Raw genomic sequence first — 23529 nt, forward strand, 5'->3', positions numbered from 1 at the left:
CGCCGCAGCGAGCCGCGACCTACGCGGCCCAGCCGACAACCGACCGCACCCGGGCTACCCCATCAAACGCGCGGCGCCATCCACATGCGCACACGCAAACGCCGCAGCCGCCAAAAGCCCCGCATCAACCCCCGCCGCATCGGGATCACCCCCGACGATCTCGACGACGACCTCCCCACCATCCACGCGCGTCCTCGCCACCAGACGCCGAGCGCCGACATCCACCACATCACGGCCCCGCCCACCGTCACGCCGCCTCAAACTCAACTCCCCGCCCGGCCCCGACACCACCACATGCGCCACCGTCAAACCCACCGTCCGCGCACGCCACCAATCCCCCGGCGACGACACCGTAAACGTCCGCCCCGACAACCCCGACGGCGTCACCCGCCAACCGGCCGCAATGACAACCCCATCAGCGTCGTAAAGCACACCCCCCTGCCCCGAACCAACCCCCGACCGGCCCGCCGGCACCACCCCCGACACACGCCACGGCCCGGGCGCGCCACCGGGAACGGGCCCCACACCCTCCCCCGGCACACGCCCGGGCCGATCACCGCCAACCATCGCGTCCTACGCCACCCACACCCACACAAGGTAAGCGATCAACAGCAACAGACAGACCGTGAGAATCCACGTCGAACTGACCATCCGGTACTCCAGCACCCGACGCGCCACCCACGACAGGAAAATCTTCTCCTCATCCGGCAACGCACGGCCACCATCGGTGTCGTACTGAATCTCCGCCGCACGCACACCACGATTCGCGCCCGTGAACTGCCCCAACTTGCCGCCGCGAGCATCCTCGATCACGTAATTCTGCGACCCCTCGCACACCACGACCAGGTGGCGATCACCGCCCAAATCAACGTCGATCTTCTTCGCCCGGGCCAACTTCGGACGATCCTTGCCGCCCGCCGTGAAAACCCGGCCATCCGGCAAAGTGGCCACCAGACGCCCATCGCCGACGACATCCAGATCCCACGCACCCCGCGCGGACGCGATCGCCTCCTCCGGGCCAACGCGAACGTACTCCGCCACCTCAGCACCCTCGGCGATCACCGGAATGCGAACCTTGTCGCCGTCCTTGACCTCCTCCCCCAGACGCCAGCTCTCCCACCGCACGACGGTGCCGTCATCCAGGGTCGCCGCATGCGACTCGTCGATCTCCCGCAGCCCCGGTGCCTCCGGAGACTCCGGGGCATCCGGCGTTTCCAGCGTTTCCGAAGACTCGGGAGCACCCGGATTCTCCGGCACAGCCTGCGTCTCCGGAGCCTCGACGTCCTCCGCGGGCGCCACGGTCGGCTCCTCCGACACCCCCTCGGCATCGAGCCCGGGACGATCGTTCTGGTCGCTCATGCGTTGTCTCCTAGCTGACGGCGGGAATCGTCGAAAAGCGAACTAGCAACCGATCAGGCGCTGTGCGAGGTACCCCTCGAGCTCGTCGATCTTCACGCGCTCCTGCTCCATCGTGTCACGATCGCGCACGGTGACCGCGTCATCCTCGAGCGTGTCGAAATCGACCGTCACGCAGAACGGCGTACCGATCTCATCCTGACGACGGTAACGACGACCAATGGCACCCGACGTGTCGTAATCGACGGCCCAGTGCTGACGCAGCTTGTCGGCGACGGCCTCCGCGGTCGGAGTCAGCGTGTCCTTCTTCGACAGCGGCAGTACCGCGACCTTGACCGGCGACAGGCGCGGGTCCAGCTTCAGCACCGTGCGGGTGTCGGTGCCGCCCTTGGCGTTCGGCACCTCCTCCTCGGTGTAGGCGTCGCACAGGAACGCCATCAGCGCACGGGTCAGACCGAAGGACGGCTCGACGACGTACGGCACGTACTTCTCGCCCGTGACCTGGTCGTGGTAACGCAGATCCTCCTTGGCGTGCTCGATGTGGCAGCCGAGGTCGTAGTCGGTGCGGTTGGCCACGCCCATCAGCTCGCCCCACTCGTTGCCCTGGAAGTGGAAGCGGTACTCGAAGTCGATGGTGCGGGCGGAGTAGTGGGCGCGCTCGTCGTCCGGGACGTCGTACTGGCGCATGTTCTCCGGGTTGATGCCCAGGTCGATGAACCAGTTCCAGCAGGCGTCGACCCACTCGTCGAACTTCGCCGGGGCGTCATCCGGGGCGGTGAAGTACTCGATCTCCATCTGCTCGAACTCGCGGGTGCGGAAGATGAAGTTGCCCGGGGTGATCTCGTTGCGGAACGCCTTGCCGGTCTGGGCGATGCCGAACGGCGGCTTCATGCGCGCGGTGGTCATGACGTTCTTGAAATTCACGAAGATGCCCTGCGCCGTCTCCGGGCGGAGGTAGTGCAGGCCGACCTCGTTGTCGACGGGGCCGAGGAAGGTCTTCAGCAGGCCCGAGAACATCTGCGGTTCGGTCCACTTGCCCGGCTGGCCGGTCTCCGGGTCCGGAACGTCGGCGAGGCCGTTGGCCGGCGGGTGGCCGTGCTTGGCTTCGTAGGCCTCCAGCAGGTGGTCGGCGCGGTACCGCTTGTGGGTGTGCAGCGATTCGACGAGCGGGTCGGTGAACGTCGCGACGTGGCCGGAGGCCTCCCACACCTGGCGGGGCAGGATGATGGACGAGTCGAGGCCGACGACGTCCTTGCGTCCGGTGACGAAGGTCTTCCACCACTGGCGCTTGATGTTTTCCTTCAGCTCCACGCCCAGCGGACCGTAGTCCCACGCGGAGCGCGTACCGCCGTAGATCTCACCGCAGGGGTAGACGAAACCCCTGCGCTTGCACAGGTTCGCGACGGTATCGACGACAGACTTCGGGGCCACTGCCTCAAACGCTCCTTGGTTCACGGTGTCCCGCCCCGCGGTGGATCCGGCGGGCACGGGATGACGGTGGGCGGCTTCATCGGCCGCCCCGTGCAATCGACTGTCCGGGTGGACGGTCGACAAGTGTCCCCCACTCTAACCGGCATGGTGAGTTTCATGCCCATCGACCCCGGGATTTCGCCGAGGGTAGTGTCGGGATGCGAAGCAAGCTTTGCGACGACACCTCCCCGGTCCACCGCGAAGGTGCGGTTTGGGGCGGTGATCATGTCGGGATTGGAGAAGTCGGCGATGTCATCCACGAAGGGTTCTGGTGCCGGTGTCGGGTCGGGCGACGCCGGAGGGGCGGCCACCGGTGCCGCCGCCCAGACCCCGAAGATCGGAGTGCGCAGCACCAGGCAGCGCAAGGCCGTGATCGCGGCGATGAACGACATCACGAAGTTCAGCTCCGCAAAGGACATTCATCGGGTGCTCGTGGAACGCGGCGACCAGGTCGGGTTGACCACCGTGTATCGGACGTTGCAGTCGCTGTCGGAGGTCAAGGCCGTGGATGTTCTGCACACCGATGCCGGTGAAGCGTTGTACCGGTTGTGCGGGGATCATCATCACCATCACCTGGTGTGCACCGATTGCGGTGAAACCGTGGAGATCGGCGGCGGCCCGGTGGAGGAATGGGCGGGTGACCTCGCCACCAAGCATGGTTTCCGGTTGACCGGTCATACCGCCGAGGTTTTCGGGGTGTGCGGCGACTGCCAGGAAGAGTCTTAGACGAAGACCGTTTGGCCGTTCCGAGAGGCCGTCTGGTTCGAGATCCCGCCTGGTTCGAAATTCCGTCTAACTGCCGAGCCCATCTAGTTGGACCAGCTCCACCATCCGGTCGACGTCGACTGCGCTTCTCTCCTGTCGGCTTGGTAGGTCGCCCACCAGGATTCGGACCAGCCGGGGGATCTGCGTGCCGCCGGCGAGTCGTTGAACTCGGGGGCCCGGCCCGGTTTCACGTGCCCGACTCGTCCGGTTTCCCGGGGGTGGGTGGCCCGCCCACTGGCATGGCCAGCATCCGCGTCGTCGTTTTCGCGGTGGTGTTCCGGGCAGCGGAGTGTGCAGTTGCCGATGTCGGTGGCCCCTCCGAATAGCCAGGCGTCGATGTGGTGCGTTTCGCACATGTCGGCGGGCTGTTCGCATCCGGGGTAGGTGCACACGGTCTCCGACGCCAGCAGCAGGACTCGCTGCCACAGGTCGGCGGTTCGCCGTGATCGGCCCAGGTCGAGTGGGCGTCCCGTGATGTCGTCGAGCAACGCCAACCACGCGTACTTGTGAGCCCCGAGGGTCACCAGTTCGGGCAGCGTCAGGTCGATGCCGGTGTTCGTCGGGAAGCGTTTGAACACCCGCCGCTCCCCTTCCGGCGGCCCTTCCCGTTGGGCGCTCTGAAGTTCGTCGTCGAAGTCCGAGGCCCTGATCGCCATCACGATCGACGCCACGCCGGCATTCGGGCGGTCGAGCGGTTGCGCGACTCCCGAGTACAGGTCGGCGACGAAGGGGCATCGTTCCGGGTCCCAGTAGGTTGATTCGGTGCGCAACCATCGCAGCAATCCCCGGCCATGGTCCTCCCCTGCGCCCTCCCCTGCGCCGTCGTCCGCCTCCGGCGCGTCGCTTCCGGCCCCGCTCCGGACTCCACCTGCGGTTCCCGCTCTGCGGCTCACCTTCCCGGCGCCTCCGCCTCCGCCGCCCGACTCTCCGGCGGTCGCGGTTCCGCTCCGGACCCCGCCTGGCGCACCGAGATCAACACCATCCCCGGCATCCACCCCGACTCCCGCCGCAGCTCCGGCTCCGCTGTGCTGCAGCGCGAACAGCAGCACGTGGTGGAGGGCGTGCACGCGTCGTTGGGTCAGGGTTCGGGGATCTTTGACGCCGTCGGGCAGGTCGAGGAAGGCGCCGGGCCCGGCGTTGAGGTGCAGCAGCGCGTTAAGCACTGCGGCGGTCGGCGCCGGCAGCATCGCGTCGAGTTTGCACAGTCCGTCGACGTTGGGCGCCCGGACGGTCAGCCTGGCCTGCGAGGTGCCGGCTTTGGTCGCCGATTTCCGTTTTTCCAGGCGTTTGCGGGCTTCGTTGGCGCACATCGACCGGAAGAGGTCGGCGGGCGTGGAGTCGATGTTGTCGGTGATGGCTTCGGCGACGTCCTCCATGAGTCCGTGCTCTTGTCCGGTGAAGCTGCCGAGCACTTCGTTCATTTGGTTGGATCGGCACACTGGGAAGTTGCCTTTTTTGGCGGAGGCTGCGAGTCGTTCGCCGATGGCGCGACGCCGGTGGAGTTGTTTTTCGGCGGCCTCCAGTTCTTCGGGGGTGGCGTCGGCGGGCGGGTCGGGGTCGGGTTCGGGGTGGAGTGCGTCGCGGTATGCGAGCAGGTGGCGTGCTTCGGTGTCGGTGATGTCGAACAGCCTCTTGAGGTATGACCGTGGCGTGGCGCGTCCGCCGCCGCGTTTGTGCAGTTCGTTGACGACGACGGCGTTGGCGTATTCGGCGAAGACGACGTCGGCGGCGCGCATGGCGTGGCGCAGCCTGACGACGCCGGCTTCGACGTGGTTGATCTCGTCGCCGTGGTGTCCGTCGCCGCCCACTGCCCCGATGGGCAGGGTGGTCAGTTGCCGGATCATGCCCTCTATGTTTCGCGTCAGCTTTGCGACGAGTCCCGCCAGGTCGTCGCCCGCCCCGTTGTCGTGTGCCGTCGACATCGCCCCACCCCGAGTGATTGTTCGCTTTCCTGTTCGCACCCCGGACGCTATCAGCAGATCAAGATCGGCCGCGACGCATATTTGTTCGAATCCGCCATTCGGGCGGGCCGCCACCGGCGAAAGCGTCGTCGCAAAGCCGAAAGTGACCGATTCCGCGAATTTTTCCCAGGACCAGCCCCGCTCGCCTCCCCCGTCGTTGTACTCCGGTGGTTCCCGCCTATTTGCCGCCGCCTACTTGACGCCGCCGAAGCGACGGTCCCGCTTGGCGTATTCAACGACGGCGGCGCGCAGGTCCTCGCGGGTGAAGTCGGGGAACAGGCGGTCCTGGAACACGAGTTCGGCGTAGGCGGACTGCCACGGCAGGAAGTTGGAGGTGCGCTGTTCGCCGGAGGGGCGGAGGAACAGGTCGACGTCGGGCATGTCGGGTTCGTCGAGGAAGCGGGCGAAGTTCTTTTCGTCGATGTCGGTGGGCTTGATCTCCCCGGCTGCCGCGAGGCGTGCGATCTCGCGGGCGGCGTCGACGATTTCGGCGCGGCCGCCGTAGTTGACGCACATGTACAGGGTCATGTTGGTGTTGTCGGCGGTCTGGCGTTCGGCGGTTTCGAGTTCCTTGATCACGGAGCGCCACAGTCGGGGGCGTCGGCCGGCCCAGCGGACGCGGACGCCTTTGGCGTCGAGTTCGTCGCGGCGGCGGCGCAGGACGTCGCGGTTGAAGCCCATGAGGAATCGCACTTCGTCGGTGGAGCGTCGCCAGTTTTCGGTGGAGAAGGCGTAGGCGGACAGGTGGGGCACGCCCATTTCGAGGCATGCGTCGACGCAGTCCATGAGCACCGCTTCGCCGCGTTTGTGGCCTTCGGTGCGTTTCATTCCGCGTTCTTGGGCCCAGCGTCCGTTTCCGTCCATGACCAGGGCGATGTGGTTGGGGAGGAATTCTTCGGGGACGGGGGAATCGTGCGGGATGGGGTTTGATTTCGGCGTCGTCACGTTTTCATCATGCCCCACGGGGTGCGGCGGGCCCCAGTCCCGGTGGGCCTCAGTTCCGGCGGGCACCAGTTCCGCTGGGCTCGGTTCCGGTGGGCGTGGCTTTACGACGGTGTGCCGCGTCCCGGTGCGCCGGGGTGGGTTCGGGCGGTCGGCGTGGTCGAGGTGCGGGGGCTGCCGTCTTCTCCCCAGCGGGCGTCGACGAAGGACAGTGCCGCGACGCGTCGGCCGAGGTGGTGGTGGAGGTGAGCCGTCGCCAAGCCTCGGGCTTGTGAGGCGAGGGGGCGGAATCCTCGGCGGTCGGAGACGGCGTCGATGTAGTCCCAGCGGTCGTGGGCGAGCCACCACATCAGGCGGAGGACGTCGGTGGGTGGGGTGGCGGCGCCGGGTGGGCGGCATTCGACGCATACTGCGCCGCCGGCGGCTGGGGCGAATGCCTTGTGGGGGCCGGGTTTTCCGCATTGGGCGCAGTCGAAGAGGCTGGGGGCCCAGCCGGCTTCGCCCATGGCTTTGAGCAGGTATGCGGTGAGCAGGAGTCCGGGGGTGCGGCGGGGTGCGCCGCCATTGTGCCCGCCCAGCGTGCTGCTACGGTGGACGCCGTTTTCGGGGCCGCGTTCATCGGCGTTGGCGGCGTCGGCGTCGGTGACGGCGGTCGCGGCGACATCGGCGGCGGTCGCGGAGTGTGCGAGGGCGTCGAGTGCGTCGACGGTGAGGTCCCACAGGCCCGGCGAGGGGGCGCCTTCTTCGCCGGCGAGGCGTTCGGCGGTTTCGAGGACTCCGCAGGCGCAGGTGTAGCGGGCGTAGTCGTCGACGATGGGTGCGGCCCACGTTCGGATCGTGTCGGCGCCGGTGATGGTGCCGAGGTTGCGGCCGGGGTGGATCTGCACGTCGGTTTCGACGAACGGCGCCAGCCTGGATCCGAAGCGGGATTTGGCGCGACGCACGCCTTTCGCCACGGCGCGGACGATGCCGTGGTTCCGGGTGAACAGGACGATGATCCGGTCGGCTTCCCCCAGGTCGTGACGCTTTACGACGATCGCCCGGTCGCGATAGCTCTCCGCCATCGTTGGTTGCGTGGTCTCCCGTTAGGGGCGCTGCTCGAGGTTCTGCAGCGACTGGGCGGAGCGGATGAGTGCGAGGCTCGATTCCAGCAGCACGCGAACCAGGGCGAGCTGCAGGATGACGGCGATGAGGATGAAGGGCACGCCGAACAGCAGGAAAAGCAGCCCGATGCCGGAGTCGAGGTCGAAGGCGCCGGCTGCGCCGGTGATGATCCACACCAGGGCGCCGAGGGCGACGACGATGGTGACCAGGACGTAGATGGTCTTCACGATCGACGGCGTGGCGTACTGGCGGAAGGAGAAGTCGAACAACGCGGAGAGGAAACTGGCGTCACGGCCGGCGGCTGCGGGGGCGGGGGCGCCGGTTGCGCCGTTGGCGGGGTACCCGGAGTAGTCGGGGTACCCGGCCTGGGGGTTGTGCTGGCCCGCGGTCGAGTAGCCGTCGGCGGGGTTTCCCCATCCGCCGTCACCGGAGTAGTTGCCGAAGCCGTTTCCCGGGTTGTTCGCGTCGGTCACGGTTCACCTTTCGCACGTTTATGGATCGTTTATGGATGTTCTCGCCCGTGGGCGAATGATGAGGTTACCCGGCGCCCCGGATTCCACCGGACGCAGCCCGGAAAAGGGGCACCTTCTCCGGTCTGCCGGACCGCGAGCTCGGCCGTGTCCCGCAGCCTCCCGCTCTAGAACCCCAGGCGTCCCAGCTGCTTCGGGTCGGACTGCCAGTCCTTGAGCACCTTGATGCGCAGGTCCAGGTAGACGTTGCCGCCGAGCAGTTCCATGAGGGACTTTCGGGCCTTGTGCACGGTGGTGCGCATGCGCCTGCCGTCCTTGCCCATGAGGATGTGCTTCTGGCCGGGACGTTCGACGTAGATGACGGCGTGGACGTCGGTGACGCCCTCGCGGTCGGGGTTCGGCATGACTTCGTCGATTTGGACGGCGACGGAGTGCGGCAGTTCATCGCGGAGGCCGCCGAGGGCCGCTTCGCGGATGAGTTCGGCCATGCGCGTGTCGCGGTCTTCGTCGGTGACGTGGCCGGACGGGTAGTACTTGGGGCCCTCCGGCAGCAGCGACGCCATGACGTTGACGAGGGTTTCCAGGTTTTCGCCGGAGTTCGACGACACGGGCACGAGTTCGGCTTCCGCGCCGAGCAGGTCGTGGAGTTCCATGAGGCGTTCGGCGATGACGTCGCGGCCGACCTTGTCGGTCTTGGTGACGATGCCCATCATCGTCGTGTTCGGGCATTCCTTGCGGACGGATTCGAGGATCCACCGGTCGCCGGGGCCGATTTTTTCGTCGGCGGGCACGGACATGGCGATGAGATCGACGTCGGCGTAGGCCTCGGCGACCATGTCGTTGAGGCGGTGGCCCAGCAGTTTGCGGGGCTTGTGCAGGCCGGGGGTGTCCACGACGATGATCTGGCAGTCGTCGCGGTGCACCACGCCGCGCACGGGGTGGCGGGTGGTTTCCGGTTGGTCGGCGGTGATGGCGATCTTCTCGCCGACGAGGGCGTTGGTCAGGGTGGATTTGCCGGTGTTGGGGCGCCCCACGATGGACACGAATCCGGAGCGGTGGCCCGGCGGGGTGGCGTAGTCGTCGGAATCGCCGCCGATTCCGGCGCCGGCCAGCATGTCGTCCAGGTTTCCCATGTCAGTTCTCCTCTTGTTCGTGTCCCGCGGCGGCGTCCGCCGGTTCCGGGTCGACGGGTTCGACCACGACGGCGTGGACCCGCATGCGGCCGCGGCGGTCGCGTGCGCCTTCGGCGGTGAAGCGCAGTCCGGCGGCCTCCACTTCGGCGCCCGGCAGCGGGACGCGTCCGAGACCGTAGGCGAGCAACCCGGATACCGTGTCGACTTCGTCGTCGACACCGTCGTCGAATCGGACTTCACGTCCCTCGGCTTCGTCGTAAAGCTCCACGAGTTCGCCGAGGGACAACCTGGCCATGACCCGGTACCGGCCGTCGCCGAGGGGTTCGATGGGCGCCCGTTCGTCTTCATCGTATTCGTCCGCGATCTCGCCGACGATTTCCTCGAGGATGTCCTCGATGGAGATCAGCCCCGCCACGCCGCCGTACTCGTCGACGAGGATGGCGATGTGGTTGCGGTCGCGTTGCATTTCGTCGAGCAGGTCGTCGAGGGGTTTGGAGTCCGGCACGAACGTGGCGGCGCGCATGACGTCGGTGACGGGGACGCTGCGGCCACCGTCGGTGAGCGAGTAGGTCTGCTGCACCAGGTCCTTCAGGTAGACGATGCCGACGATGTCGTCGGCGCCGTCGCCGATGACCGGGATGCGCGAGTGGCCCGACCGGACGCACAGGGCGACGGCCTGGCCGGCGTGCTTCTCCGATTCGATCCACACCATTTCCGGGCGCGGCACCATCACCGACCGTGCGGACGTCGACGCCAGGTCGAAGACGGATTGGATCATGCGGCGTTCGTCGTGTTCGACGATGCCGCGTTCGCGGGCGATGTCGACCATTTCGCGCAGTTCGACTTCGCCGGAAAATGGGCCGTCGCGGAAGCCGCCGCCGGGGGTGAGCACGTTGCCCACCCAGATCAGGAGCTTTTCGACGGGGCCGAGCAGGCGGGAGACGGCGCCGAGGATGACGGCGGAGGCGAGCGACACCGCGTAGGGGTTGCGGCGTCCGAGGGTGCGCGAGGTGACGCCGAGGACCAGGTAGCTGAACAGCGTCATGGCCACGATCGCCGCGGTGATCGCCCAGGCGTCGGACCGGATGTATTCCATCGCGAGGACGGCGACGAGGACGGAGCCGGAGACTTCGCACACCGTGCGCAGCAGCACGAGGACGTTGACGTTGCGGGCACGGTAGTCCAGGACGCGGACCAGTGCTTTCGCACCGGCGACTTCGTCGCGGACCATTTCATTGGCGCGCGCCCGGGAGATGGACGATACGGCGGTTTCGACGGTGTTGAGTACGCCGGCGATGGCCATGAGGAGGATGACCGCGAGGATCATCCATGCCGATGCGGTCATCGCTGCGTGCCCGCCCCACGGTCGTCGTCGTTTCGGCCGTCACCGTCGCGGCCACGGCCGGCGTCGCCACGGCCGGCGTCGCCACGCGCGTCGCCACCATGTGCGTTACCAGCATGCGCGTTGCCGCCATGCACATCGCCGCCGAGCTGTTCGTCGAGTTGCTCGCGGTCGGCGGCCGACGGGAAGGCGCCCGGGTTGATGGGCTTGGCCGGGAAGTCGGCGCCGCGGCGTTCGACGTCGTCGTACCAGTCGGCGAGCAGGCCGTTCTGGAGCGCGAACATGCGGCGCTCCTCGTCGGCCTCGATGTGGTCGTATCCGAGCAGGTGCAGCAGGCCGTGGACGGTGAGCAGGACCAGTTCGTGGCTGAGCGGGTGGCCGGCCTTCTCCGCCTGGCGGGCGGCGAAGTCGGGGCACAGCACGATGTCGCCGAGCATCGACGGGCCGGGTTGCGGCGCATCCGGGCGGCCGGAGCCGGGGGTGAGCTCGTCCATGGGGAAGCTCATGACGTCGGTCGGGCCGGGCAGGTCGAGCCAGCGGATGTGCAGGTCCTCGATGGTCGGTTCGTCGACGAGGTGGATCGACAGTTCCGCGGCCGGGTGGACGTCCATCCGGCCCAGGGCGTAGCGGGCGACGTCGATGAGCGATTCCTCGCTGACGCCGCGGCCGGATTCGTTGAAGACCTCGATGCTCATCGTCTCATGCTCCTGTTTCCACTGTCGTTGCCCGTGTTGTCGCGGCCCATCACCGCTCGTCCCCCGAGTCCCACATCCAGTCGCGGCCGGGGCCGGGGTTCGTGCCGCCGCCGCGCTTGTTCTTGCCGCGCCCGGTGCCGTCCCGCCCGGCCACGTCGCGCTTGTTCTTGCCGCGCCCGGGTTTCGTGGATTCGGTCGTCCCACGTTCGGCCCTCCCGCGCTCGGTCTTCGCCCGCTCGGTTTTCGCCCGTTCGGCGCGTTCCTGCTCGGCGGCGTCGTAGTCGTCGTAGGCCTCGACGATGGCGGAGACGAGCGAGTGCCGGACGACGTCGGCCGCGCCGAGGTGCGGGAAGGCGATGCCGTCGATGTCGCCGAGGATGCGGCGCACGACGTCGAGGCCGGAGCGCTGCCCGCGGGGCAGGTCGACCTGGGTGGCGTCGCCGGTGACGACCATCTTGGCGCCGAAGCCGAGTCGGGTGAGGAACATCTTCATCTGCGCGGGCGTGGTGTTCTGCGCTTCGTCGAGGATGATGAATGCGTTGTTCAGCGTCCGTCCGCGCATGTACGCGAGCGGGGCGACTTCGATGACGCCGGACTCCATGAGTTTCGGGATCATCTCCGGGTCCATCATGTCGCGCAACGCGTCGTGGAGGGGCCGCAGGTAGGGGTCGATTTTTTCGTGGAGGGTGCCGGGCAGGAAGCCGAGGTTTTCACCGGCTTCGACGGCGGGGCGGGTCAGGATGATCCGTTCGACGTCCTTGCGCTGCAGCGCCTGGACGGCCTTGGCCATGGCCAGGTACGTCTTTCCGGTGCCGGCGGGGCCGATGCCGAAGATGATGGTGTTGCGGTCGATGGCGTCGACGTAGTCCTTCTGGCCCTGGGTGTTGGGGCGGACGATTTTGCCCCGGCGGGCGATGATCTCCGCGCCGAGGACGTCGGCCGCACCGCCGGATCCGCCGGCCGCCCCGTCGCGGGCGTCGTCCCCGACGATGCCGACGGCGCGCGTCACGGAGTCGGTGGACAGTTCGTGGCCGCGGCGCGCCATGGATTCGAGTTCCTTGAAGGCCCGGGCCGCGGTGGCGACCTGGGAGGGGCGGCCGGTGACGGTGACGGTGGTGCCGCGGGCGTGGACGTCCGCGCCGAGGAGGTTTTCGAGGAGGCGCAGGTTGCGATCGGCGTGCCCGAATACGGTCGGTGCGTGCGCGGGGTCGAGTTCGACGATCGCCTGGGTGCGGTGGTCGACGGCGTGTCGTTCGGGGCGTCGTCGTTCGGGTTGTCGGGTCGGATCCGTCACGCCGGGTGGAACCTCGTTTCCTTGGCGGGTTGGTGGTGCGGGTCGGTGAGGCGGTTGGTGGTCGGCGCGCCGGGGGCGGGGCGTCGACGGGTTTGTCACGATCTTAGGTCGTCTCACTGGTCGGGCGTGCACCGGCGCATGAGTTGCGGCAGGGATGGGGCCGCGACGGCGACGGCGATGACGCGGACGACGTGCATGACCACGACGATGCCCGCGCCGCCGCGTTCGGCGACGAACCCGAATACGAGCTCGCTGGCGCCGGGTGCGGTGGCCAGGTAGGAGTCGACGCCGCCGGTGATGCCGAACATCCACATCGCCCAGGCGGACAGTGCGGTGGTGGCCAGCAGCATGCCGACGCCGGCGAGGACGTACGGCAGAGCGCGGCGGAATTCGGCGATGTTGGCCATGGTCATGCCGGAGCCGGCGGCGGTGCCCAGGACGATGAATGCGACGGCGACGGCCAGCCGCGGCATGTCGGGGGCCAGTTCGGGCCAGATCATGGCGCCCGCGGCCCCGGCGAGGATGGCGGGGATGATGAAGGGTGCCGGGAACTTCGGCATGAGCTTTGCGACGGCGGCTCCCAACGCCATTGCGGCGGCGATCATCGCCCAGCTCGACCAGTCGCCCGCCCATTCCGAAATCCGGGACGCCGAGTCCATGGCGGTTGGGTCGGCTGCGCCGCCGATGGGGGCGACGGCGTCGTCGGGGCGGGCGTCACCCGGTCCGTCGAGAAGCAGAATCACGGCCGGCAGGCTCAACGAAACGACGAGCAGGCGCAGGTACTGGGAGAAGACGACGAATTTCTCGTCTGCGCCGGCTTCGCGGGCCACCGCCAGCATGAGGGATGCGCCACCCGGCAGCGTGGCCACCACCGATGTGGCGCGATCGACGCCCGCGCGGCGGTGCAGCAGGGACGATGCGGCGAAGGCGACGAGCATCGACGCGACCGTGACCAGCAGGGCCAGGGGAAGACCCGCGGCGAGCTCGCCGGGGCTGGATTGTGCGACGGGACCGACGGCGAGCAGCGCGATGACCGTCTGCCCGAAGCGGTTCGGCCAGGGCCTGGTCCACTTCACGTTCGGGGCGGCGCGGCCGCCGGCGACCAGCGACAGCACCACGGCGACGACCATCGGGCCGACCAGCCATCCCGCCGGCACGCCCGCCCACGACGCCACCGCGCCGCCGAGGGCGCACAGCAGCCAGGGAACGAGGAATGCGCGGGCGGATTTCACGTCGACCACGCGGTCCCGGCTCAGCCCCAACGCCGGGTCAGCGGACCCAGCGCCGAGGTCGCGGCCGCACCGGCCAGGGCCGTGCGCAACACGGTCGGGCCGAGGACCAGCGGCGTCGCACCCGCCGCGCGGAACGATTCGAGCTCCGCGTCGTCGACGCCGCCTTCGGGGCCGACGATGAAGATGACCTCGCCGACGTCGGCGGCGGCCCGGGCGACGTCCGCGAAGGCGCGATTCTCCTCCTCGTGGAGCACCGCGGCCACTCCCCCGCGTCCGGTCACCGTCTCGATGAGCGCCACGACGTCCTTCGTCGAATGCAGTTCGGCCACCGGCGGGATCCAGGCGCGGCGGGCCTGTTTGGCGGCCTCGCGGGCGGTCGACGCCCACTTGTCGCGTGCCTTGCCCGCCTTCGCGCCGGTCCACTTGGCCACGCACCGTCGCGCCGACCACGGGATGATCGCGTCGACGCCGGCTTCGGTCATCAGATCCACGGCCAATTCCGCCCGGTCCGACTTCGGCAACGCCTGGACGACCGTCACATGGGGCGTCGGCCGCTCATCGACCTCCGAGGAGAGGACTTCGCAGGTGACTCGGGCACCGTCGGCAAGCGAAATCCGGGCCCGGGCCCGCCGGTCCCGGCCGTCGACGAGGAACACCTCGTCGCCGGGCCCCAGGCGCTGCACCTTGACGTGACGCGCCTCCGGGCCCTCCAGGGCGATGACGGAGCCGGGGTCGGGCACCGCGCCGTCGAAATCGGCGAGGAAAACGGGCAGTCCCATGGCTCTCCTGTTCTGATTCGGCGGGCGGCTCCGTCGACGGTGTCCGGGCGACGGTTGGTCCTAGCGGCGGTTGCGGAAACGCGAGAAGAAACCGCGCTCGGTGGCCTTGTCGTCGACGAGCCGCGTGCCCTCGCCGCGATGGTCGCGGAGCTTCTCCAGCAACTCGCGGGACTTGCCGTCGAGCTTGGTGGGCACCTGCACGTCGACGTGGGCGATGAGGTCGCCGGAGCCTTCGCCGCGCAGGCGCGGCATGCCGCGGCCCTCCACCCGCATGGTCTGCGCGGGCTGGGTTCCCGGTTCGACCTCGACGGCGATGTTCTCGCCGACCAGGTCCTCCACGTCCAGGGAGGTGCCCAGCGCCGCGTCGACCATGGGCACGTGGATGGTCACGTGCAGGTCGTCGCCTTCGCGGGTGAACACGGGGTGCGGCTCGGCGTGGACCTCGACGTACAGGTCGCCGGCCGGCCCGCCGCCCGGGCCGACCTCGCCCTGGCCGGCCATGCGGATGCGCATGCCATCGGAGATGCCCGCCGGAACGTTGACGGTCAGGTCGCGGCGCGACTTCACGCGGCCGTCGCCGCCGCAGTTGGTGCAGGGGTCGGCGATGATCTCGCCGGTGCCCTGGCAACGGCCGCATGGACGCGAGGTCATGACGTTGCCCAGGAAGGAACGCTGCACCTGCTGGATTTCACCGGTGCCGTTGCAGTCGCCGCACACCTTCGGCTTGGCCTTCGACTTCGAGCCCGTGCCCTCGCAGATGTCGCACAGCACGGCGGTGTCGACGGTGATCGGCTTGCGCACGCCCGTGAAGCACTCCTCCAGGCCGAGCGAAATGCGCAGCAGCGCATCGGAACCGGGCTGGACGCGGGAACGGCGCTGACGCGGGCCGCCGGCGGCGCCGCCGAAGAACGCCTCGAAAACGTCGCCCAGGCCACCGCCGCCGAAACCGCCGAAGCCTCCGCCGCCGACGCCGCCGCCCTGCTCCATCGGGTCGCCGCCCATGTCGACGATGCGCCGCTTCTCCGGGTCGGAGAGGACCTCGTGGGCGACGGAGGCCTCGCGGAACTTCTCCGCGGCCTCTTCGTCATCCGGGTTGCGGTCCGGGTGGTACTTCAGCGCGAGCTTGCGGTACGCCTTCTTGATCTCCGTGTCGGAGGCGTCCTTGGACACGCCGAGGATGCCGTAGTAGTCACGAGCCAACGTCAGTTACTTCCTTATGCATCTGTGGAAAACCAATTGTCGGTAATCAGCGAAGAGTCACCGGAATTCGGGCGGCCCGGCCACCGGCGGGCCGATGGGGCAGCCGTCGGAAGAATGTACCAGCGTGCGGGCCGTCACCCGTCACCGAGGACCCGGCCGACGTACTGTGCAACGGCGGCGACCGACGCGATTGTTCCCGGGTAGTCCATGTAGGTGGGGCCGACGACGCCGAGACCGCCGAGAATCGCGCCCGCCGTCCCGTAGCCGGTGGACACGACGGACGTGCCACGCAGTTCCTCGTCTTCGTTTTCTTCGCCGATGGACACCCGCACCTGGTCGAGGTCCTGCACGGCCGACAGCAACTTGAGCACGACGACCTGCTCCTCCAGCGCGTCGAGGATGTTCGGCAGGGTCGACGGCAGGCGCCCGTGCAGGCCGGAGCGCGTCAGGTTGGAGGCGCCGGAAAGGATCAGGCGGTCGTTGGGCTTGTCGATGAGCGACTCGATGATCACCGTCGAGCAGCGGATGACGATGTCGCGGACGTCGGCCGGCGCGTTGGCCGCCAGGTCGGCGATGGACGCCGAAGCGTCGGACAGGGTTTTGCCGGCCATCGTGCGGTTGAGCAGGTCGCGCAGCGCCGACACCTGGTTCGGGTCGATCGGCGCGGCGAGTTCGACGTTGCGCTGTTCGACGCGGCCGGTGTCGGTGATGATGACCACCAGCAGGCGCACGTCGGCGAGTTGCACCACCTCGCAGTGCCGCACCTGCGACGTCTGCAGCGTCGGCAGCTGGACGACGGCGACCTGTCGGGTGAGCTGGCTGAGCAGCTGCACCGAGCGGCGCAGCACGTCCTCCAGGTCCACGCCGCCTTCGAGGAATTCGAGGATCGCCCGGTGCTCCGCCTTCGACAGCGGCTTGACCTTCGAAATCGAGTCGACGAACAGTCGATAGCCCTTCTCCGTGGGGATGCGCCCGGAGGAGGCGTGCTCCTGCGTGATGAACCCCTCGGCCTCCAGCACCGCCATGTCGTTTCGGATGGTCGCCGAGGACACGCCCAGGTTGTGGCGCTCGACCAAGGCCTTCGATCCGACCGGCTCCTGCGAGGACACGTAGTCGGCGACGATGGCGCGCAGCACCTCGCGGCGGCGCAGTTCGGTCTGGCTGGACATCGGGCGCTCATCTCCTTTTCGCGTCGTCGTCGGGCCCGGCGGGCTCCCGTGCATCGAGGGCCGAGTCTACCGGCCGACGGCGGTGCGCTTCCCCAGCGCCATGTGCGTGACGACGACCACCGCAACCGGGATCATCGCAACCAGGGACAAACCGGTGTACCCGATCTGGACAAGCACCGGCCCGCCGATCAATCCGCCGAGCACGCCCGCCAAGTTCATCGTCATGTCGGTCCGGCCCTGGACGGCGGCGCGATCGTGCTGCGGCGTGGCCGTGGTGACCGCCGCCGATCCCGCCACCACCGACGCCGACCAGCCCAGGCCCAGCAGGGTCAGCGCGACGGCGAGCATGGGCAAGCTGAACGGCGCGATCCAGATGACGACCGCGGTGGCCAGGAAAATGGTCTGGCCGACGAAGATCATCGCGGTCGTGCCGAACCGGTCGACGGCCCAGCCAAAGACGGGCGACAGGGCCCACATGCCGGCGATGTGCAAGCTCATGACGGCGCCGATGATGGTCAGCGATGCGCCGAAGTTCGCCATGTGCAGCGGTGCCATGGACATGAGGGTGACCATGACGAAGTGGGCGACGGCAACCGCGCCCTGGCCCGCGAGCACGACGCGGCGATCGGCGGGCACCACGGCGTTGGGTTCGGCGGTGGCGGGCGCGGCGTGAGCGGTTGGAGCGGTTCCTTCTCCTTCGGCGGACGTCGATCCTGCCGGCGTTCGCGCAGCCGCATTGGCCGCGGCCGCATCGGTGAGTCGCGCGACCTCGAGCGGATCGGGGCGCAGCAACAGCGCGTACAGCAGCGTGGCGCCGACCTGGGCGACGACGGTGACCAGGAAGGGCCCGGTCAACTCCGGCAGGCCGAACGCCGTGGCCACTCTTCCCGACGGGGACATGAGCAGCGGCCCAGTGACGGCGCCCACGGTCGTGGACCACATGACCGTCGACAGCATCAGGCCGCGGCGGTGCGGCAGGGCGGCATCGGCGGCGGCGAACCTCGCCTGCAGCCCCACCGCCGAACCGACGCCGAGAACGAGGAGCCCGGCGAGCAGCAACGGGGTGCTGTCCGAGACTGCGGCCAACGTCGACACCACGGCGCCGACGGCAGCCAGGCCGGAACCGACGGCCAACGCGAATCCGCGGCCCTTCGCGATGGCCAGCCGCGCCAACGGCACCGACGCGATCGCGGCACCGAGCGTGCTCAGCGTCGCGGCGAGCCCCGACAGTTCCGGGGATCCGGATACCTCAGCGACGAGCAACGCGCCGACGCTCACCGCGGCGCCGACGCCGAGGCCGCCGAGGATCTGGCCGATCACGAGCACCGCGATCAGCCGCGTGCGCGTGGATTGGGCGACGGCCGCCAGCTCGGGCGCGGATTCGCGGCACGGGTTGCCCGCCTCCGGGGCCACGTTCGAACTCATGCGGGGAACCTTAGCCCCCAATGCGGATCGCGCGCTCAGCTGAGGATGTCGACGATGATCGCGTCGGCCAGCAGCCGGCCCGCATCGGTCAGGCGAACCCGATCGCCGTCCAGCGCCAGCATCCCGGCGGCCTCCTGCGCACGCGCCCGCTCGAGTTCCTCTGGCCGCAGTTCCGACGTCGGCATGCCCTCCGCCAAACGCAACCGCAACATCACTCGTTCGATGTGGCGGTCCTCGTCGGAAAGCGACTCCGAATCGTGGATGGGCAACTCCCCGCCCGACACGACGGACGCGTAGCGGGCAGGGTGCTTGACGTTGTGGAAACGACGGCCGCCGAGATGCGAATGCGCCCCCGGGCCGGCGCCCCACCAGTCGCCGTCGCGCCAGTAGATCATGTTGTGGCGGCACTCCCCGCCCGGCCTCGCCCAGTTGGACACCTCGTACCAGCCGTAGCCCGCGCCGCGGAGGGTGGCGTCGATGCGTTCGTAACGGTCGGCGAGGTCATCGTCGTCGGGCATGGGCAGCTCGCCGCGACGGACCTTCCGCGCCATGGCGGTGCCCTCCTCCACGATGAGCGAATACGCCGACACGTGATCGACGCCCGCCGACAGCACCGCCTCCAGCGACGCGTCGAGGTCGGACATCGACTCCCCCGGCGTGCCGTAGATGAGGTCGAGGTTGACGTGGTCGAAGCCGACGTCGCGCGCCTCCCGGGCGGCCTCCACCGGACGGCCCGGCGTGTGGACGCGATCCAGCGTCGCCAGCACGTGCGGGGAGACGGACTGCATGCCCAGGCTCACCCGGGTGAAACCGGCCTCGCGGATGCCCTCGAAAAAGTCCGGCGACGTCGATTCCGGGTTGGACTCCGTGGTCACCTCGGCGTCCGGGGCCAGGCCGAACGTGTCGCGCACGCCGTCGAGCAGGCGCGCCAGCCCCTCGGCGCCCAACAACGACGGGGTGCCGCCGCCGATGAACACGGTCTCGGCGGGGCGGACCCCACCGCCGCCGGCCGAAGCCGAGTCGAGGGACTCCACCGCCAACTCCAGCTCGCGGACGATGGCGTCGAGATAGCTGCCCGTCGATGCCGCCGACCCCAGCTCACCGGCGGTGTAGGTGTTGAAATCGCAGTAGCCGCACCGCGTCGCGCAGAACGGGACATGCAGATAGATGCCGAACTCCGGGCGCGGGTCGCGCTGGCCTGCCGACGTTGCCGCAGCCGCCGGGTCGCCGTCGTTGACCGGCCCCGTCACACGCGCTCCGCGGCACGGCGCTGGGCGACCTTGCGAACGACCTCGTCGATGCGGATGCGCTCCATGAGGAACGCGGGAGGACGACGCCCGCGCAGCGTCTTCGCCACGGCGGGGTGCGTTTCGGGGACGGTGACGCACCAGGCCGCGGCGGCATTGAGGGCGCGGCGGCCGCAGCGGGCGTACAGCGCCGGGATCTGCACCGACCCGAGGACTTCGACGCCGCGGATGTTTTCGGCCGACACCCAGTCGGCGAGATCCTCCAGGTACGCGGCCGTGCTCTCCGACCGCGCCAGCAACGCATGCGCGACCGTCGGCACGGCGACGGGGTGCCGCAACGGCGCGGGAATGGCCGACAGCGAAGCGACGTCGACGGGCTTCGGCTCGGGGCCGGGCTCGCGGTCGGGCATCGGCCCCAATTCGCCGCGGCGAATGCCGGACGTGAACGCCTGCCGCAGACCGGCGAGTTCGCCGACGAGCGGGCGGGCGTCTTCGACGGCCTCATCGACGATGTCTGCCAGCTCCAGCACGCATTCGTCGACCAACTCGCGGTCGACGTCGGCGATGGCCTGGGCCAGGTGCTCGATGTGCTCGGCGACTTCATCGCCGATGTCGTACAGCTCCTGGGTGATTTCCCGGAGCCGGAGGCGCGCGTCGTAATGCTCCACCGCGGTCCTCCTCGCCGGTCGGGCCCTGCCGGGCTGATCATCGCCGCCGGCGTTCGCCGGGGTCGTCCTCGGGGCGCCGGGGCCGATTGCGCGTTCCCCCGAAAACCTCGAACGACCCCACCATAAGGGTGCGCGGGCCGCTGCCCGTGGAGCGACACCGGCTCGGCGGGTGCGTGTCGGCGCGGTGGGTGCGTGTCGGTGGGCGCGGGGGTGTGTCGGCTCACGAGGCTGCAGGGGTCGACCCGGGCTGCCGGGATTCGGCCGTCGTCGACAAGCGCAACGGCCCGGCACCCCATGTGGGGTGCCGGGCCGGAAACCCTGGCGGACCGCCCATGAGGGCGGCCGACGAAGGTTCTAGCTGTACCCGGCCATCAGGTTGGTAGCAGTCGGCTGACCGGCGGGTGGCCTCCGAGTGCGCTGTGGCGTCGTTCAGTGTTGTAGTACTCCAGCCACGGCGCAAGGGCTGCCGTCCGATCGCTGTTACAGGCGTAGATCTGGCGGTAGGCCCACTCGGTGGCCAGAGTGCGATTGAGGCGTTCGACCTTGCCGTTCTGCCATGGACAATGCGGCTTGATGAACTTCTGGACGATGCCATGTTTGGCGCACACCTCACGCAATGAGTAGCGGTAGGCCCAGGCATTGTCGGTCATCAGCCGCTCGACCCGGTCGATGCCGTGCTCGGCGAAGTAGGCGATCGCCCGTTCCAGGAAACCGGAGCAGGTGGCCCCCTTCTCGTCGGGGAGGACCTCGCTGTAGGCCAGGCGGGAATGGTCATCGACCATCGAGTGGACGTAGTCGTAACCGACTCTGGTCTTGCGGTCGCGTGGGGCGTTCGGGCGGCCATGGGCGCGCCATCCACCACCGTCGGGGATCTTGCCCAGCTTCTTGACGTCCATGTGCACTAACTCGCCCGGCCGGTCGCGCTCGTACCGCACTGCGGTGGTCTTGGATGAGCGGATCACCTCGCCGGTGATCGGGTCACATTGGCGCAGGTACGGCACACCGTGGCGGCGCAGAATACGCGAGACCGTCCGGGCCGGCACCCCGACGCGGGGACCAAGGACGTCCGGGCCCTCCCGATGCTCGGCACGCGCGGCAAGAACCTGCTTCTCGACCTCGGCACTGGTCTTGGTCGGCGAGGTGTGCGGGCGCGAAGAACGAGTCTGCAGGCCGGCCTCGCCCTCGGCGGCGAAGCGGTCGATCCAGGTCTTCACGCACTTGCGGGACACACCCATCGCCGCGGCGATGTGGGATTGGGTCCACCCGCACTGATGACGCTCGACGATCAGCCGGCGACCATGAACGGTCAAACGAGCACTACCGTGGGACACGAGAACCTCCGGTTTGGAAGTGGGCCTTAGACAAGCCACATCCCATCCGGAGGTTCTCGCTTAATCAACCAGGCTCGCCGCTACCAACCTGATGGCCGGGTACATCTAGCGGGTGTACATGTCCTCGATCTCGCGGGAGTACTTGTCGACGACGACGTTGCGCTTGACCTTCATGGTCGGGGTCAGCTCGCCGGCCTCCTCGGAGAGGTCGCACGGGAGGATGTGGAACTTCTTGATGGCCTCGGCGTGCGAGACCAGCTCGTTGGCGGAGTTCACCGCGTCCTGGATCTCCGCGCGCAGCACCGCGTTCGCGGCCAGCTCACGCACCGGGGTGTGCTCCGGCACGTTGTGCTCGGCCTTCCACTTCTCCACGGCCTCCTCGTCGAGCGAGACCAGCACCGAGACGAACGGGCGACCGTCGCCGATGACCACGGCCTGCGACACCAGCGGGTGGGAGCGCATGCGGTCCTCCATCGGGCCGGGCGACACGTTCTTGCCGCCGGCCGTGACGATGAGGTCCTTCTTGCGGCCGGTGATGCGCAGGTGGCCGGTCTCGTCGAGCTCGCCGAGGTCGCCGGTCTTGAACCACTCGCCGTCGAAGGCGGCCTTGGTGGCTTCCTCGTTCTGCCAGTAGCCCTTGAAGACCACCGAGCCCTTGAGCAGGATCTCACCGTCGTCGTCGATCTTCACCGCGCAGCCGCCGACCGGACGGCCCACCGTGCCGATGACCTGGTCGTTCGGGTTGTTCACCGTGATGGCGGCGGTCGACTCGGTCAAACCGTAGCCCTCGTAAACGGTGACGCCCAGGCCGCGGAAGAAGTGGCCCAGGTCAGAGGACATCGCCGAACCACCGGAAATGGTGTACTGCACGGCCTCGCCCATGGCGGCCTTGATCTTGCCGAACAGCAGCTTGTCGTACAGCTTCAGGCGCAGCTTCTGCGCCGTCGTCGGGCCGGACGGGGTGTCCAGGGCCTTCGAGTACTCGATGGCGGCGGCCTCCGCGCGCTCGAACAGCGCAGTGCCGAAGGCGCCCTTCTCCTTCGCACCGGCCTGCGCCGAGTCGCGGACCTTCTCGAACACGCGCGGCACGCCGAGGATCAAGTGCGGGCGGGAACGCTGGAACTCCAGGGTGACGGTGCTGGTGTCCGCCCAGTGGGACTGGGTGGCGCCGCCGACGATGGCGGCCAGGGACACCGCGTTGGCCAGAACGTGCGCCAGCGGCAGGAAGGTGAGGATGCGGTTGCCCGGACGGGCGATGACGCCGATGTCGTTGGTCAGGATCGCGCGGGCCTCCGCCAACCAGTTGCTGTGGACCAGCATGCAGCCCTTCGGGCGGCCGGTCGTGCCGGAGGTGTAGATGACGGACGCGAGGTCATCGCAGGTGGTCGCGTCGATGCGGCTCTGCACCTCGGAGTCGTCGATGTCGCGCCCCTCGTACATGAGGGTGTCGACGGCGGAGGCGTTGATCTCGAGCACGCGGCGCAGCTGCGTCGGGGACTCCGACAGCGGGGCGTGGCCCGAGTCGTCGATGACGAGGTTCTTCATCCGCTCGGTGTGCTGGCGGCTCTCGGTGATCGCGAAAACCGCGCCGGAGTCCTCGATGATCCAGCGAATCTGGCCGGCGGAGGAGGAACCGTAGATCGGCACGATGGTCGCGCCCGCCATCCAGATGGCGATGTTGATCAGGTTCCACTCGTAACGGGTCTCGGACAGCAGCGCGACGCGGTCGCCCTTCTGGACGCCGTTGGCGATGAGACCCTTGGCGACGGCCATGGCCTCATCGTGGAACTCCTGGGCGGTGACGTTGACCCACTCGAAGTTCTTCGGACGGGTGAACATGACCAGCTTCGGGCGCTTGGCCACCAGCTCCTGCATCGCGGTGACGATCGTTTCCTTCTCACCCACCACGTACTTGGCTTCGCTGCTGTACTCCCGCATGGTGCTTT

The 23529-nt window shown here is 68.7% G+C and carries 20 protein-coding genes; 1 reads left to right on the forward strand and 19 read right to left on the reverse strand.

The window, feature by feature from the left end; translation table 11 throughout:
* Positions 1-573: 573 nt before the first annotated feature.
* Positions 574-1359: a hypothetical protein gene (locus CFREN_RS09000; protein ID WP_244979505.1), complete on the reverse strand. Its 786-nt coding sequence runs from the start codon at positions 1357-1359 to the stop codon at positions 574-576.
* Between the two features lie 42 nt (positions 1360-1401).
* Positions 1402-2787, reverse strand: a complete 1386-nt coding sequence (locus CFREN_RS09005) for a glycine--tRNA ligase (RefSeq protein ID WP_070519488.1) — start codon at positions 2785-2787, stop codon at positions 1402-1404.
* A 288-nt stretch (positions 2788-3075) separates the two neighbouring features.
* Between CFREN_RS09005 and CFREN_RS09010 the strand changes: the two genes are divergently transcribed.
* Positions 3076-3552, forward strand: a complete 477-nt coding sequence (locus CFREN_RS09010) for a Fur family transcriptional regulator (RefSeq protein ID WP_141742931.1) — start codon at positions 3076-3078, stop codon at positions 3550-3552.
* Positions 3553-3635: 83 nt separating this feature from the next.
* Here the strand turns inward: CFREN_RS09010 and CFREN_RS09015 are convergent, their stop codons facing one another.
* The 17 genes from CFREN_RS09015 to CFREN_RS09095 form a co-directional block, all read right to left on the reverse strand.
* Positions 3636-5513: an HNH endonuclease signature motif containing protein gene (locus tag CFREN_RS09015; protein WP_209652408.1), complete on the reverse strand. Its 1878-nt coding sequence runs from the start codon at positions 5511-5513 to the stop codon at positions 3636-3638.
* 231 nt (positions 5514-5744) lie between these two features.
* Complete coding sequence (locus CFREN_RS09020; RefSeq protein ID WP_035123866.1) at positions 5745-6473, reverse strand: isoprenyl transferase; 729 nt, start codon at positions 6471-6473, stop codon at positions 5745-5747.
* A gap of 125 nt (positions 6474-6598) precedes the next feature.
* Entirely contained in the window at positions 6599-7558 is a 960-nt protein-coding gene (gene recO, locus CFREN_RS09025; protein WP_209652407.1) for a DNA repair protein RecO, read from the reverse strand.
* A 21-nt stretch (positions 7559-7579) separates the two neighbouring features.
* A complete protein-coding gene (locus tag CFREN_RS09030; RefSeq protein WP_070519482.1) occupies positions 7580-8071 on the reverse strand; it encodes a DUF4282 domain-containing protein in 492 nt (163 codons plus the stop codon).
* A 164-nt stretch (positions 8072-8235) separates the two neighbouring features.
* Complete coding sequence (era, locus tag CFREN_RS09035; RefSeq protein WP_244979675.1) at positions 8236-9183, reverse strand: GTPase Era; 948 nt, start codon at positions 9181-9183, stop codon at positions 8236-8238.
* A 19-nt stretch (positions 9184-9202) separates the two neighbouring features.
* Positions 9203-10546 (reverse strand): hemolysin family protein, encoded by a 1344-nt coding sequence (locus tag CFREN_RS09040; protein WP_209652403.1) that lies wholly within the window; start codon positions 10544-10546, stop codon positions 9203-9205.
* On the reverse strand, positions 10543-11238 hold the full coding sequence (ybeY, locus tag CFREN_RS09045; protein ID WP_209652401.1) for an rRNA maturation RNase YbeY: 696 nt from the start codon (positions 11236-11238) through the stop codon (positions 10543-10545). Before ybeY ends, CFREN_RS09040 begins: the two co-directional genes overlap by 4 nt.
* A gap of 49 nt (positions 11239-11287) precedes the next feature.
* A complete protein-coding gene (locus tag CFREN_RS09050; RefSeq protein ID WP_209652399.1) occupies positions 11288-12532 on the reverse strand; it encodes a PhoH family protein in 1245 nt (414 codons plus the stop codon).
* Positions 12533-12645: 113 nt separating this feature from the next.
* Positions 12646-13773, reverse strand: a complete 1128-nt coding sequence (locus CFREN_RS09055; RefSeq protein ID WP_209652397.1) for an AbrB family transcriptional regulator — start codon at positions 13771-13773, stop codon at positions 12646-12648.
* An 11-nt stretch (positions 13774-13784) separates the two neighbouring features.
* A complete protein-coding gene (locus tag CFREN_RS09060; RefSeq protein ID WP_209652395.1) occupies positions 13785-14543 on the reverse strand; it encodes a 16S rRNA (uracil(1498)-N(3))-methyltransferase in 759 nt (252 codons plus the stop codon).
* Between the two features lie 60 nt (positions 14544-14603).
* Positions 14604-15743, reverse strand: coding sequence for a molecular chaperone DnaJ (gene dnaJ, locus CFREN_RS09065; RefSeq protein ID WP_070519474.1), 1140 nt, complete (start codon positions 15741-15743; stop codon positions 14604-14606).
* A gap of 134 nt (positions 15744-15877) precedes the next feature.
* A complete protein-coding gene (hrcA, locus tag CFREN_RS09070) occupies positions 15878-16912 on the reverse strand; it encodes a heat-inducible transcriptional repressor HrcA (RefSeq protein WP_070519472.1) in 1035 nt (344 codons plus the stop codon).
* Between the two features lie 66 nt (positions 16913-16978).
* Positions 16979-18337, reverse strand: coding sequence for an MFS transporter (locus CFREN_RS09075; RefSeq protein WP_070519470.1), 1359 nt, complete (start codon positions 18335-18337; stop codon positions 16979-16981).
* Positions 18338-18372: 35 nt separating this feature from the next.
* Entirely contained in the window at positions 18373-19587 is a 1215-nt protein-coding gene (gene hemW, locus CFREN_RS09080) for a radical SAM family heme chaperone HemW (protein ID WP_209652393.1), read from the reverse strand.
* Positions 19584-20252, reverse strand: a complete 669-nt coding sequence (locus CFREN_RS09085) for a hypothetical protein (protein WP_070519468.1) — start codon at positions 20250-20252, stop codon at positions 19584-19586. The genes hemW and CFREN_RS09085 overlap by 4 nt, the downstream gene beginning before the upstream one ends.
* Positions 20253-20623: 371 nt before the next feature.
* Positions 20624-21583: an IS481 family transposase gene (locus tag CFREN_RS09090; RefSeq protein ID WP_209652391.1), complete on the reverse strand. Its 960-nt coding sequence runs from the start codon at positions 21581-21583 to the stop codon at positions 20624-20626.
* A 105-nt stretch (positions 21584-21688) separates the two neighbouring features.
* A complete protein-coding gene (locus CFREN_RS09095; protein WP_070523784.1) occupies positions 21689-23521 on the reverse strand; it encodes an AMP-dependent synthetase/ligase in 1833 nt (610 codons plus the stop codon).
* Positions 23522-23529 lie beyond the last annotated feature (8 nt).

Source organism: Corynebacterium freneyi, assembly GCF_030408835.1.
Classification (GTDB): domain Bacteria; phylum Actinomycetota; class Actinomycetes; order Mycobacteriales; family Mycobacteriaceae; genus Corynebacterium; species Corynebacterium freneyi.